This is a genomic window from Algoriphagus sp., assembly GCF_024305035.1.
Lineage (GTDB): Bacteria > Bacteroidota > Bacteroidia > Cytophagales > Cyclobacteriaceae > Algoriphagus.
The window spans coordinates 89093-103458 of sequence record NZ_JAMWZB010000015.1 but is presented as its reverse complement, the minus strand read 5'-3'; the positions used below and the strand labels follow the sequence as shown (position 1 = coordinate 103458).

Genomic DNA, 14366 nt, shown 5'->3' with positions numbered 1-14366 from the left:
CTTAATTCCCTTTAACTTCAAATTGAAGTAGAGCAGTTGTCAGGCTTCCATCCTGATTTTTGAATTTGACCTTAATCTCAAATTCTCCTGGAAGTTGAGAAGTCAAAATCTCCAATTCCCTTGAATCCGGCAGATTTTGCAAAGGATCTTTAGACCAAAACAACAGAGATCTGAGATCAGCTAAGGAACCGGGTTGAGAAAGGGATTTTTCCATTTCGATTGGAATCTGAATGCCTTTATATTGTGAGAAAATCGCATTGCTTGGCAAAGGAAATCCACCTACATTTCCCTCATACGTAGAAAAACTCATCACCCCTTCATATTCCTGTTCGTTGAGATAAAATCTCCGAGATAGCACGTCGAGTTTTTCAAAACTCTCTGGATTAAACGAAGCCATTTGATCAGAATCAAAGACGGGCATCCCATCCACCAGCATCAAGGGATTTTCTGAAAAACTATTTCCAAATTCATTCACGGAGCGAAATTGCTTTTTTCCTTGGCGAGTGCGAACAGCAATCATGGGCACATATTCTTTGATCACAGTTTCCACGGTCTCAAAACGGGTATAATCATCCAACAGAAAGGTGCGGTCCGCCACAAATCCCGTGACCACCGGAATAGGTTCTTGTTCATAGCGCTCGGAGTAAAATGTCTGCACGCCACTGCTAATCAGCAGCTGGCGCAAAAACGCTTCATCATTGGGACCGATTTCCAATTCGGGAAAAATAAAATCGCTTTTAAATGCTGTCTGTACCGCTGGAGACTGAAGTTCAAAATCCAACAAACTCCCGTTTTGATCTGCCTGAGCAATGACAAATTCCCAGTGCTTTAACCCCCCAATGTCGAAATGGAGAACCCCCTCTGCATCGGCTCGATCGGTATATAAGGCAGACTCCATTCCATGAACTGACAGAAAATATACTCGGGTAGTATCCAGTAATTTGGGGTCCACTCTTGCGGTGACGATATGTCCAAAAAGTTCGGGAACCAAATCTCCTTTTACTTCGGTTTGATAAATAACTTTCGACGGAATTTGCCCTGATTTTTGCAAAAACGGATTAAAAATAGCCACACTGATTTCTTGGATTTCGGTCAAATCCCCGAATTTCAGCGTTAATTTTTCCCCAGCTTTCACTTCACTACTCGAAAGTCGGAGGGAGGCTGAAGACTCGGCTATGGAAAACGCCCGGGTGATCGATTCAGCGCTGACTTTTGGTGGTTTTGTGGGATTAAAAATTGTAATAAATTCTTGTTTGAGTCCATTTTCCAAATCAATTAATGGACTCACCCGAGTAAACACCCGAAGCAAGTAATGATCGGAAGGTAGGTTTTCCGGGATTTCCAAAAAATGAAATACCCTGCCCTTTTCAAGAAGAAACTTCTCCACATGTACCGATTGGTTTTCCCGATTGAGCAGTTCGGCATAAAGCACCTGTGAAGTCGAAGGTTTTTCATTTTGAAAGACGGAAGCCTCCAGCCAGATTTTTTCCCCAGTGAAATAAATCGACTTGGGGATCGAATAATTCACCTGCTCTTTGACCAGTTCTTGGGCAAAAAGTACCTGAACCCCAAAGGTCAAGATTAGGGTAAGGATTTTCCGGTAATTTCTCATAAATCTTCCCAAAATTCTGGTTTCACATTCGTTCCTCTTCGGGTACAATCCACACAGGATGCCGTGGCGTATCGATAGCCTATTGGCGCTAATGCATTACCTTCAGCAAAAATTGGAAGTGTCGGCATGTTTCTCCCGGTACGAAAATAATCATCATAGTCCTTTACCAGAACCGTATCCGGTTCCTGAATGCATCCAAAATATTCAGGCACTTCAGCTCTCCAAGGGACTACATCCCGCAGATCAATAAAGAGTCGCTTTTGTCTTATTTTACCCAGACTGACTTGCCCAATTACAGGAGCATCCGGATTTTGGTCTTGTCGGATATTTCCTCTGATATTGGAGGGAAGGGGACTAAAAATTGAACCCAAATCGTCGGTATTCTTTTTCAAAATCTCCCAAAATTCAGCATCTTCTTTGCTCAGGGCCATTTGGGAAATCAGGATACTGTAGCGAAGTGAAAGTCGCTCATCACCCTCATCGATCTGATTGATTGCCTGACGAAAAACAAACTGATCCTCGAAGCGGGAAGAAGTCTCCAGGAGCAGATCAGAGTTTCGCTCGCTTTTATAACAGACATCTATTCGCTCATCGGGCTCCCGCAGGATCACTTGCTTTGTTGCCGTATCGTATTTGACTTGAGAGGGAAAAGGAGGCCTAAATGCCCAAGTTTCCTCATACATCCACAGAAAGTCATCGGCATTCTCATCCCCCTGTGTGGTGAGAAAAATCTCTACGCCATCCTCGTTTCGTTCAAAGCCCACATCGACAATATCCGGGGTGAGGATAGGTGCCAATTCCTCAGAAGTATAACTCGTACCATTGGCTAAAATAATCCGTAACTGATAACGATCTTGCTCATTGATATCCTGGGAAAACTGATAGCTCCCTCCTCCAACCTCCTCCAAAGGAAAGCGATCCCCCCCAGAATTCTCCAAATACAGCGTCGCTCCAACCACAGGAACCAACTGTGGCAAATCCTCTTGAATGGGCCGGGTATAACTCAAGGAAATCAAGCTCGGTGAACCATCAGAGTCCAAGTAGCCTTCGACTACTAGAACGTTAAGATCAACCGCGTCAATTTCTGGTTCAAAAGGCTCTCTGCAAGCTCCAAAAGCCAGAAAAATCAAACTGTATAAAAACAAAATGCGCTTCATCAAAACTTGAAATTATAGGTAATAAATGGAATAGGACGTGCGAAAATGGAAAGTTGATAGCCTCTTAACTGCCCATCAACCGGAGCATAATAAACCGAATAAGGATTACTTCTCCCCAGCACATTGTACACGCCCACAGACCAAGAAGAATGGGCTAATTTTCTGACTTTGTGATTGCCTTCCAGATTGACTGAAACATCAATTCGGAAATAATCTGGAATTCGGTAGGCATTTCGATCGGAAAAATACACCCGTTCCGATCCGGCATATTCGAACTTGGCGATGGGTAAGGTTACGGGTCTTCCGGTACTGTAGTTTCCATTGATTGAGGTATTGATCCGCTTGCTTAATTCCAAATTCCCTACCAAAACTACATGATGTGGTTGGTCAAAATTGCTGGAATAGAAACGTCCTTGGTTAATCTTCTCGACACTCGGCTCATTGGAAGTCCGTAACAGGGATCGAGAGTAGGTATAGGCTAAAGATCCAGTGAGATTACCGGAGGTTTTTTTAAGTAATAGCTCTATCCCATAGGCTTTACCCAAAGAATTGAGAACATCCTGTTCAATATGGTCATTTAAAATAATCGTCGCTCCAGATCGATAGTCGAGCAGGTTATTCATGTATCGATAATACAATTCTCCAGAAAACTCCAAAGTATTGGAAGCCATATTGCGATAATAGCCTAAAGAAGCTTGGCCTCCAGTCTGAGGTTTGATGTATCGATCACTGAGTTTCCAGCTATCTGTCGGTGCAATGGCCGAGGTATTGGAAAGCAGGTGAAGATTTTGTCGCATGGTCGTGAACCCCAGTTTAATCGAAGATTGATTGGTAAGGGTATAGCGACCCGAAAGTCTAAACTCAGGTCCATGGTAAGTTTGGACCGTTTCTCCTGCGCCATAGGTTTGCTCTCCGATAACATTGCTTTCGGTAATTGCCTCCCCTGGCACATAGTCATTGACAGTCATCGGACCATAAAGCTGATAAAACATGTATCGCCCCCCATAGCTAATCGATAGCCGTTCGCTGATGGTCATTTCATCCCCGAAATACAAGGCAAACTCTCGCGCATTTTCATCTGAAATATCCTCGGGGATGACAATGGATTCCTCCCCAAAAGGAAGATTGGTACCCGGGTTAAGCTGGTATTGGATGCCGTGCACCCCAAATTTATAGAGGTGTCTTTCTCCTTTTCGGTACTCAAAATCCGCTCGAAAATGGAATTGATTAACGTCAAAATTAAACTGATACGCATTCAGAGGGTTATCAGCTCCAACAATGCCAAACTCATAGCCATCATAGCCTAAGGTCAAGCTTCCCTCCAATTCATCGTTAAAGAAGTGTCGCCAAGTGGCGGCCAGGTTCGTATTTTGGTAAGAATAGGTGGTGTCCCGATCAAACCCGAATTCATCTCTGGAAAGGTAAGAAGTGATTTCCACCTGATTCTTTTCGTTAAATTCATGCCGGACATTGGCATTAAAGTCATAAAAGGATGCATTGGAACCATTGAGTGCCGCTTCATCCTCAAGCAGATCGAGTGCCCAGTTGGAATAAGTAGTCCTTCCGCCTACAATAAATGTGGTCTTCTCTCCAATCGGTCCCTCTAGACTCAATCGCCCAGTCATGATTCCTATACCTCCGCTTCCGCCGATTTTATCCGAGCGTCCGAATTTGGGTTCGACCTGAAGCACCGAAGACAGCCGACCTCCATAATTTACCGGAATGGAACCTTTGTACAACTCGACCCCAGAAACCATATCCGGGTTAAAAGCCGAGAAAAACCCAAAAACATGCGCTGGATTAAATACCGTAGATTGATTGTAGAGAATCAGGTTTTGATCGGCAGCTCCTCCCCGGACATTGAACCCTACACTGGCCTCCCCTACAGTATTGACTCCTGGCATGGTCATGATGCCACGAATCACATCTACCTCACCCAAGATGGCCGGCAGACGTTTTACTTGGGACATGCTCATGGATTGCACGCCCATATCCAGTTTGCTGACATTACTAAGAGCACCCGAATTCACGACGATTTCATCCAAAGAGAGGAAACTTTCCTGTACTTCCAAATCAAACTCCCCATCTCCAAAGAGCTCGATTTGCCGCTGTTCTTGGTATCCACCCGGATTCTGAACAAAAAGTGTATGTCGCCCTTTGGGAAGTTCTAATCGGTATTTCCCTTGCTCATCGGTGATGGCTTGTAAGAATCCTTCCTTCTCAAAAATCACGGTTCCAAGCATCGGACTGCCGTTATCAATACTAGTAATCGTTCCGCTAAGAACTGCTGTCCTTTTGTTGGGATCCTGATTGTCTTTGCCGATTTCAAAGCGCATATTTCTTGCAAAAGCTCCCAAATTTGAATCCCCGGGTTCATCGGTACCTTGTTCGGCTTTGGACCGAGGTTCAAAATACCCTCTTGCAAAATTTACTACCATTTTTTTGCCTTGAGTGATGAAAACTCGATGGTCATCCGCAATGGAAAACTTAAAATCTGTGCCTGAAAAGATGGTTTCCAGCAAATCTGCCAAGTCACTGTCTTCCGCCTGTAAATTGACGGTTGTTTGAGCTAGCTGTTCTTGATCGTAAACAAACCGATAATCACTGCTTTCCTCGATTCTCTCGGTAAAACGATCGAAGGAAATCCCAGCAAAAAAACCTGAAATTTTTTGCCTTTGCTGTGCCTGAAGACTTTGATGACTCCATCCAGTGATCAGAAGGAAAAAAAATAAAATTCTACTTAAACTCATTTTGTGGTCATTTTGCTGGGACTGGATAAGTTCACTAACTCCTTCAAAAAGAGTTTTCGGTTTTGGTTGAAGTAAATGCCTTTTCGAATTAAATTCTCCCGCACTTCTTTTTTCTCAATTTGAAGAAGCTTGATGGCATCTTTTTTCTTACGGATGGGAAAAAACACTCCTTCTTTCTCAAGAAAAAAGTCTTCATATTCCACATAATAGGCCACAAACTCACCCACTTCGCGTGCAGGTTTCTCTTCTTTGTAATGCTTGGAAAGTAATCGAAACGATCCGGTTTCGATTAGTTCATAAAAGCCATTTCTATTATAAAAGTAGCGTTCGTTTCCCTTAAGCTGTATAAACTCCCTTCCGTCGGCAAGGACAAAGGCATCGATTTTATCGGGATTGATCAAAAGCTTCTGCGAGAAAAGCGGATGAAAGGTCACCAACTGATCGAACCTGATGTCATATAGTAGTGGAACATCGGGGTAGAAAACCCGGTTGATCGTCAACCCTCCATTTTGGAAAGACCGAGTTTCCAAAAAAGGAAAACCCTCGTGATTTCGGGGAGGTTCGGGATATTGGGCACCCGTTATCAATTCTTGAAAAAAAGGAAGCTGTTCTTGATACTGATCAAGATTTGCCAAATTTTCATTGACTGTTTGAGCTAGGGACGAAACCGTCAAAACCACAGATAAGCCCCAAGAAAAAATAAATTTCCGCATGGATGAAATTACGATAGAATCCTCTGGAAGATTCTTATTTTTAGAAATAAGTATAAATGGTATTCTTTTTCTATGAAAGGAAATATTCCTACATCAAAAATAGCACAATCCTAGCATGACTTCACGCAGAAATTTACTTAAAAGCCTCGCATGGGCTCCACTCTTGACTTTAGCAGGGCCTGCATGGGCAAAACCAAAATCCGGTCAGGAAGCGAATTTTCGCTTTTCACTAAATACCAGCACCATCAGAGGGCAAAAGCTTTCCCTTTCCGAAATGATTGAAGTAACAGCCCGGGCAGGATACGATGGCATAGAGCTTTGGATGATGGAAATCGATGCATACTTGGAATCAGGAAAAAGTTTGGCTATGCTTAAAAAAGAACTGGATGATGCAGGAATCGAAGCGGTCAATGCGATTGGTTTTGCTACTTGGATGGCTCAGGATCCAGAGAAAAGTAGTCGTGGCTTTGAGCAAATCAAGAAAGAAATGAATCAACTGGCAGCGATTGGCTGTAAACGCATCGCCGCCCCAGCCATTGGAGCCGAGGCGCCGGTGGATTTGATGGAAGCTGGTGAAAAATATGCGCAGCTTTTGGAACTTGGACGCAACACAGGCTGTATGCCCCAGCTCGAATTTTGGGGAGCCTTCCCTCCTTTTCATCAATTGGGACAAGCCTTGGCGGTTGCAGCCATGGCCAATGATCCGGATGCGCGATTATTACCGGATATATACCACTTGTTTCGCGGAGGTTCTGGATTTGATGGATTGAAGTTAATTCATGGACAGGCGATTGAAGTATTTCATCTTAATGATTTTCCGGATGCCTTGCCGCGTACCGAACAAGAGGACAAACACCGGGTGTATCCGGGAGATGGTGTAGGTCCTTTGGCAGAAGTAGCGCAAACCCTGAAATCCATGGGAGGTACCAAAATTCTGTCTCTTGAACTTTTTAATCCTAGTCTTTGGAAAATGGATGCGGATTTAGTCGCTCAAACTGGACTGCAAAAAATGAAACAGTTTTTCTAGGAAAGGGTCAAAAAAGGGGATTTGGATATAAGCAATCCTTGCTAGGTTAATGCAGGCCATATCTTAATCCAAAACCAGGAACCCATGGTTGGTTAAATGGGCATTACCCAAACAAATCTGAGCTCAAATAACGATCTCCCCGATCACAGGTAATGCAGACGATCAAGCCTTCTTCAAGTTCTTTGGAAAGTTCAATGGCGGCATGCAATGCCCCCCCACTGCTCATTCCTGCCAAAATCCCCTCTTCTTTTGCCATGCGACGAGTCATTTCAGTAGCTTGCTGCTGAGAGACATCGATTACTCGATCTACCCGTTCCTTTTCAAAAATTGCCGGCAAAAATTCCGGAGACCAGCGCCGGATTCCCGGAATACTCGACCCGTCAGTGGGTTGGGTCCCGACTATTTGTACGGTGGGATTCTTTTCTTTCAAGTAGCGGGACACCCCCATAATGGTTCCTGTAGTTCCCATTGCTGAGACAAAATGGGTAACTTTCCCATCGGTATCCCTCCAAATTTCAGGACCTGTGGTTTTGTAATGAGCCAGGTAATTATCCGGATTAGCAAACTGATTGAGCATAAAATACCCCTCTTCAGCATTCATTTTTTCGGCAAGTGTACGGGAATATTCAATGGTTTTGGCAGCAGGAGTCAAAATCACCCTGGCCCCATAAGCCTCCATCGAGAGTACCCGCTCGCGGGTAGAATTATCTGGCATAATCAGCGTCATATCCAAGCCCAAAACCTTGGCAACCATGGCCAAGGCAATACCGGTATTTCCACTTGTCGCCTCGACCAGTTTATCGCCCTTTTTGATTTCACCCCGATCTAATGCTGATTGGAGCATATTAAAAGCTGCCCGATCTTTAACACTTCCCCCGGGATTCTGCCCTTCCATTTTACAGAGAATGGTCACTTTGGGATTGACCGAAATATGTTGGATTTCGATAAGAGGCGTATTACCGATTAATTCAAAGAGTTTCATTTTCATCATTTTTGAAAATATACAAGTCAGTCACTTCCGAATCGGCATGGTGCATTTGTGCCTGATAATATACTTTAGATCCTGCGGCTACGGATTTAGTCAGCCAAACATTTCCTCCGATGGTGCTTCCTTTTCCAATGACGGTTTTTCCTCCAAGTATGGTAGCACCAGCATAGATCACCACATCATCCTCAATGGTTGGGTGACGCTTGCTATCTGCATCGGCTTTATCTACGCTCAAGGCCCCTAAGGTCACTCCTTGATAAATCTTAACCCGGTTACCAATTACTGTGGTTTCTCCTATGACTACGCCGGTACCGTGATCAATACAGAAATGCTGACCGATCTTCGCTCCAGGATGAATATCAATTCCAGTTCGGCTATGAGCGATCTCGGTAATCATCCTAGGAATCAACTTAATACCCAGGACATGAAGTTCATGGGCTATTCTATAGGCAGCAATGGCAAAAAAGCCAGGATAAGAACGGAGAATCTCAGTTCGGGATTTTGCAGCCGGATCTCCCGAAAACATGGCGTCTACGTCCTGATGAATCCAATCATACACCCGTTCCAATTGAATGAAAAACTGGTGAGCGAGTTGTTTGCCATCTTGTCCGTGCAGGTGCGTGTTTCGCTCCAGAATCTTGGCTAAACGCTCCTCCAATGCAGCAAGTTTTTGACTAATCTCTTGCTCCTCTTTGAGCTTTTGAACGGTGTACTCAGGAAAAAGCAATCCCAGCAATTCTTCAAAAAATTGCTGGATCACTTGTGGAGAAGGACAATCTGAACACTCTTGGTGGGCTTGATGGATTTTCTTAATCAATGAATTCATCGAATAGGTTTGAAGCGTGGTTACATCACAAAACCCACACGAATGACATAAGGTTCACCATAGGGTGAACGAAGATTGTCATGGAGAATATTGTAAAGAAAAGTGAAATTGGCTCCCCCTCTACCTCCGCCAAACGGCGCAAAATACCCTGCTCCAAGAAAAAGCGCATTGGACCAAATCCGGCTAAATTCTCCATTAAACTGATTAAAATTATCAAAGTTAATGGACTCAAATTCTCCATGAAGGAAAATATTGGGCAAAACATTATAGCGATTGAAAACCCTAGCTCCATAGGTGGAAGTAGACCCTCCTACGAAACGGCGGTCATTGAAATATTGATAGGTCACCCCCAAGCCGGCCGAATACCGCTCCGTAATCATCACCCCCGCCAAGGGGGAGACGTCCACAAGCGTAATGTTTCCAAACTGCATTCCAAAATTACCCCCGAAATACAGGCGATCCTTGAAAGGAATAGAGTCCGAATAGATTTCGCGCTGGGCTAGGCTTGCTAGACATGTAGTAAAGAATAATAACCCAAAAAGCAGTAAAAATTTATTCTTTGACAATAACATAGAGGTCCTCCGTTTTCTTCTTCATGAAATATTTTTCACGGGCAAACTTCTCCAAAAGTTCAGGGTTATTCATTAATTCTTTTCGGTCTGCCTGAATTTTTTGTTTTCGTTCTTGGTAAAACTCCTTTTGGTCTTCCAATTGATTTAATTTATGGCTCAGTTTAAACTGATTGACAATATTATTCGAATCAATAAAAATCATCCAAAACAAAAAGGAAAGGGTGGCAATACCGTAGAAATTGGTCGTGAATTTGAAAATCTTTTTCATCTGTTTATAATTGTTTTTTATTTATTTTTATATTTTTAGGTAAAGGGGTAAAAGACGCTAAGAAGTTAAATTTTCATCTACATGCTCGCGGCAATACTCCTGTGTGCTTAGCGTCTGATGTCAATTTCATCTGCGGGGTTTCGCTGCTTTCACAACGATGTTTCAACCTCCAGTAAAAAACGACCTTTGTTTTTTTATGCTACCTTTTCCTTGTCCAGTTCCACGCCAAGTTCCCTGAGTTTGTCCAGGTAATGTTGGATTTGTCTGTCCTTCTTCCGGCTTTCCAAGTATTCTGCTCCGAGTTCTTTGTATGTTGTTTTGTCCTTCAGGATGAAGTAGGCCGCTATCAGGATCTTGTGTCCTATTGCTACCAGCGCCTTTTTTTTACCTCTTCTTCCAACCAGACTTTCATACTTGCTCCTCAGATACGTGTTCTTGGTCCGTGTTGCCGCCCAGGCAAACTGCGTGAGCATTGACTTTAAATATTTGTCTCCATGGGTGGTCCGACTACTTTTTTTTTTACCGGCCGATTCATTGCTGCCCGGGCTCATCCCCGCCCAGGAGGCTAAATGCTGCTCATTGGGAAAGCGGTCCATGTCATTGCCGATCTCAGCCAGAATGTAAGCGGCTCCGTCTTTGCCCACCCCGGGAATGGTCTCCAGCAGTTTGGCGTCCAGCTCCAGCTGGTTCTCCTGGAGCATTTTATCAATCTGTTCATTCAGTCTGGCGATCAGCCGGTCTTTTTCGCTGATCGATTCTTTAATCGTCTGCAGCATGAACCGGTGATGGGCACTCAGCCTACCTCTCAGTGAGGCCGCCAGTTCTTCTTTGGTGCAGCGCATTTTCCCATGACGGAACTTCACCAGCTCGTCCACGTCCTCTTCCCCCTCGATCAGGGCCTTGATGATCTTGGTGGCCACCGCCCCGCTCATGTCACTGATCACACTGGAGAGTTTGATGTTGGCATCCTCCAGGATCTTCTGAATCCTGTTCTTCTCCGAGGCAATCTGGTTGATTATTTTGCGCTTGTATCGGGTCAGGTCACGCAGTTCCCGGATCCCTTTGGGAGGGATAAAACTCCCTTTCAACAATCCGCAAAGCAGCAGTTTGGCAATCCACTTGCTGTCCTTTTTGTCGGTCTTGTGCCCCGGCACGTTCTTGATATGACGCGCATTGACCAGTATAACCTCAAAATCTTCTTCCAATATGTTGTAAACAGGTTTCCAGTAGACCCCCGTACTTTCCATGGCTACATGGGTCACACGGTGCTCTTTCAACCAGTCCCGAAGCTGTTCAAGCGATTCGGTGAAGCCGTCATAGGAACGGGTCTCTTCCTTTAAGCCTTCACCCTTGATAGTCGCCACGATAAGGCTCTTGTGGACATCTATTCCACAGCCCCTTGCAATGAGTTGATCAAAGTTTACTGTCTGAGCTTTCATATCGTCCTGATTTGTACAGTTGATTTCTACGAAAACGGTGGATGCTCGGATATAATCATCCCCCTGTGTGTCGCGCTCCCGTCATGGATATTTCATCTGTTTATAATTGTTTTCAGCGGTCAGATGGAATGCCCTGTATAATCATTCCCCTGTGTGAGGTTTATTCTCATGGGCATTTCATCTGTTTATAATTTGTTTCTCAGAGGCCATATGGAATCTTCGCATTGATTATAAACATCCCTCTGTGTGTCGCTTTAGTCATGCTCGATTTCATCTATTTATAATTTGCTTTTCAGCAGTCAGATGGAATCTTGCAGCATTGATAATCATGCCCGTGTGTGACGGGTACGTCATGCTCGATTTCATCGGAATTACTATATCAACTTAAGGTACAAAAATGGTGCAAAAGCAAGTATCATTTCTATGGATTTTTATTAACCGCTTCAACTAAGTCCAAAAAAAACGTCCCCCTACTAAAAGCAAGAGGACGTTTTCAAAATTATGGAGAGTTTGGATTACTCTTATTTCAATTTCCCTTTGAATACCGCCGATTCGCCCAACTGCTCTTCGATACGAAGCAATTGATTGTATTTGGCCATTCGATCAGATCGAGAAGCTGAACCCGTCTTAATTTGTCCGGTATTCAAGGCTACTGCCAAATCTGCAATAGTTGAATCCTCCGTCTCCCCTGAGCGGTGAGACATTACTGCTGTAAAGCCAGCTTTGTGGGCCAAGTTTACCGCATTGATCGTCTCGGTAAGCGTACCGATTTGGTTTACTTTAATTAAAATGGAATTCGCCGATTTCTCTTCGATCCCTCTCTGCAAAAATTTCACATTGGTTACAAAAAGATCATCACCGACTAGCTGCACCTTATCTCCAATTTTAGCAGTTAGCATAGCCCAACCTTCCCAATCTTCTTCAGCACATCCATCTTCAATCGAGTCGATGGGGTATTTTTGAGAAAGTTCAGCTAAATAATCTACCTGCTCTTCTCTAGAGCGAACTTTTCCAGTTGAACCTTCAAATTTGTAATAATCGTATTTTCCATCTACAAAAAATTCGGAGGCAGCACAATCCAATGCTATGGTGACTTGCTCTCCAGCCTTGTAGCCTGCTTTGGAAATCGCATCCAAAATACTTCCAAGCGCTTCTTCAGTCCCCCCAGAGAAGTTTGGCGCAAAACCGCCTTCGTCCCCTACCGCAGTCACCAAGTTTTTGTCATGCAGGATTTTTTTCAGGTGATGGAAAATTTCAGCACCCATTCGAATGGCTTCAGAAAAACTTTCTGCGCCTACAGGACGAATCATAAATTCCTGAAAAGCAATAGGTGCATCTGAGTGAGACCCCCCATTGATGATGTTCATCATCGGCACAGGAAGCGTATTGGCATTAACTCCGCCGATGTAGCGGTAAAGTGGCTGACCAGACTCCATGGCTGCGGCTTTTGCCACAGCAAGGGATACACCCAAAATTGCATTGGCTCCAAGTTTACTTTTATTGGCAGTGCCATCGAGTTCGATCATGATTTGGTCGATCATGTTTTGCTCAAAAACATCCATACCAACTAGTTCTGGAGCAATCACGTCGTTGACATTGGATACCGCCTTTAACACCCCTTTTCCGAGGTATTTACTTTTGTCTCCGTCTCGAAGCTCCACTGCTTCATTGGCTCCAGTAGAGGCTCCACTAGGGACTGCTGCACGTCCAAAGGCTCCGTTTTCGGTCACCACATCTACTTCCACAGTAGGGTTTCCTCTAGAGTCAAGGATTTGTCTGGCATGAATTGATTGAATCAAGGTCATAGTTTTAAAAGGTTTAAGCGATTTAATTTTGATTGATTAAGGAAATAAAGTCATCAAAAAGGTACCTGGAATCGTGCGGTCCCGGAGATGACTCAGGATGATACTGCACAGAAAATGCAGGCTTATTTTTAAGTTTTATCCCTGCTACAGTATTATCATTCAAATGTACATGGGTGATTTCTACCTCGGCATGCTTCTCGGTATCTTCCCGCACAATATTGAATCCATGGTTTTGGGAGGTAATCTCACTTTTACCTGAAGTTAAATTTTTGATGGGGTGATTAATCCCACGATGCCCATGGTGCATTTTATAGGTGGATATCCCGACTGACTCAGCCAAGAGTTGATGCCCTAGACAAATCCCAAATAGGGGTTTACCTGTCTCCAATATATCTTTAACGGTATCTACAGCATATTCCATGACCGCCGGATCCCCCGGGCCGTTGGAGAGAAAATAGGCATTGGGTGACCATGCTTCCATTTCGGCTAATTTTGTTTTAGCGGGAAACACTTTACAATACACCCCTCTAGAAGCCAGATTTCTCAGAATATTCTTTTTAATGCCAAAATCCAAACAAGCCACTTTTATCCCTGCATTTTCATCTCCATAAAAATAAGGTTCTTGCGTACAGACCTTGGAAGAAAGCTCCAACCCATTCATATCGGGAAGTTTCTCCAACTCGGCACGCAATCCATCCCTATTGCCTTCAAACTCGGAACTGATAATCGCATTCATTGCCCCTTGAGAGCGAATATGTCTTACCAATTTCCGGGTATCGATATCGGCAATACCCGTTATTTTGTACTTAACCAAATAATCTTGGAGGGAACCATGTCCATCCAATCGGGAATAAACCTCGGAAAAGCAATTGACTACAATTCCGCCAATAGTAGGATGATCAGATTCTATTTCTTCATCGTGAACGCCATAATTTCCAATATGGGAAGTCGTCGTCACGATGACCTGTCCGGTATAGGAAGGGTCGGTGTAAATTTCTTGATAACCCGTCATACCGGTATTGAAGCAAATTTCACCGCCATTGGTGCCCGGGTTACCGATTAATGAACCGTGAAAAACGGTTCCGTCTGCAAGGAGTAAGGTAGCTTTTTGTTTAATCATGTTTCAAAAGATTGTCCAAAGTTAAGTAATTCTTGGAAGGAGGAGGAATGGTTGGGTATAAAAAAAAGGATTGAACTAACGTCCAATCC

General features: G+C 43.9%; 12 protein-coding genes. 1 reads left to right on the top strand and 11 read right to left on the bottom strand.

Features of this window, described 5'->3' with window-relative positions:
- Position 1: 1 nt before the first annotated feature.
- The 4 genes from Q0L00_RS10520 to Q0L00_RS10505 are packed head-to-tail and all read right to left on the bottom strand — an operon-like array spanning position 2 to position 6232.
- Complete coding sequence (locus Q0L00_RS10520) at positions 2-1612, bottom strand: hypothetical protein (protein WP_297336827.1); 1611 nt, start codon at positions 1610-1612, stop codon at positions 2-4.
- The gene (locus Q0L00_RS10515) at positions 1609-2769 is read right to left on the bottom strand and encodes a DUF4249 domain-containing protein (protein WP_297336826.1); all 1161 of its coding nucleotides are present in this window, start codon (positions 2767-2769) and stop codon (positions 1609-1611) included. The genes Q0L00_RS10520 and Q0L00_RS10515 overlap by 4 nt, the downstream gene beginning before the upstream one ends.
- The gene (locus Q0L00_RS10510; protein ID WP_297336825.1) at positions 2769-5519 is read right to left on the bottom strand and encodes a TonB-dependent receptor; all 2751 of its coding nucleotides are present in this window, start codon (positions 5517-5519) and stop codon (positions 2769-2771) included. The genes Q0L00_RS10515 and Q0L00_RS10510 overlap by 1 nt, the downstream gene beginning before the upstream one ends.
- On the bottom strand, positions 5516-6232 hold the full coding sequence (locus Q0L00_RS10505) for a hypothetical protein (RefSeq protein WP_297336824.1): 717 nt from the start codon (positions 6230-6232) through the stop codon (positions 5516-5518). Before Q0L00_RS10505 ends, Q0L00_RS10510 begins: the two co-directional genes overlap by 4 nt.
- A 115-nt stretch (positions 6233-6347) precedes the next feature.
- Between Q0L00_RS10505 and Q0L00_RS10500 the strand changes: the two genes are divergently transcribed.
- A complete protein-coding gene (locus Q0L00_RS10500; RefSeq protein ID WP_297336823.1) occupies positions 6348-7259 on the top strand; it encodes a sugar phosphate isomerase/epimerase in 912 nt (303 codons plus the stop codon).
- 103 nt (positions 7260-7362) lie between these two features.
- Here Q0L00_RS10500 and cysM read toward each other — a convergent pair whose 3' ends face one another.
- The 7 genes from cysM to carA form a co-directional block, all read right to left on the bottom strand.
- Positions 7363-8241: a cysteine synthase CysM gene (cysM, locus tag Q0L00_RS10495; RefSeq protein WP_297336822.1), complete on the bottom strand. Its 879-nt coding sequence runs from the start codon at positions 8239-8241 to the stop codon at positions 7363-7365.
- The gene (locus Q0L00_RS10490) at positions 8228-9073 is read right to left on the bottom strand and encodes a serine acetyltransferase (RefSeq protein WP_297336821.1); all 846 of its coding nucleotides are present in this window, start codon (positions 9071-9073) and stop codon (positions 8228-8230) included. Before Q0L00_RS10490 ends, cysM begins: the two co-directional genes overlap by 14 nt.
- A gap of 20 nt (positions 9074-9093) precedes the next feature.
- Positions 9094-9645 carry a hypothetical protein gene (locus tag Q0L00_RS10485; protein WP_297336820.1) on the bottom strand — a complete coding sequence of 184 codons (552 nt, stop codon included), beginning with the start codon at positions 9643-9645 and terminating at the stop codon, positions 9094-9096.
- Positions 9626-9913, bottom strand: a complete 288-nt coding sequence (locus tag Q0L00_RS10480; RefSeq protein WP_297336819.1) for a septum formation initiator family protein — start codon at positions 9911-9913, stop codon at positions 9626-9628. Before Q0L00_RS10480 ends, Q0L00_RS10485 begins: the two co-directional genes overlap by 20 nt.
- Positions 9914-10107: 194 nt before the next feature.
- On the bottom strand, positions 10108-11352 hold the full coding sequence (locus Q0L00_RS10475; RefSeq protein WP_297336818.1) for an IS110 family transposase: 1245 nt from the start codon (positions 11350-11352) through the stop codon (positions 10108-10110).
- 521 nt (positions 11353-11873) lie between these two features.
- On the bottom strand, positions 11874-13157 hold the full coding sequence (eno, locus tag Q0L00_RS10470; RefSeq protein WP_297336817.1) for a phosphopyruvate hydratase: 1284 nt from the start codon (positions 13155-13157) through the stop codon (positions 11874-11876).
- A gap of 22 nt (positions 13158-13179) precedes the next feature.
- A complete protein-coding gene (carA, locus tag Q0L00_RS10465) occupies positions 13180-14277 on the bottom strand; it encodes a glutamine-hydrolyzing carbamoyl-phosphate synthase small subunit (protein ID WP_297336816.1) in 1098 nt (365 codons plus the stop codon).
- Positions 14278-14366: the final 89 nt, after the last annotated feature.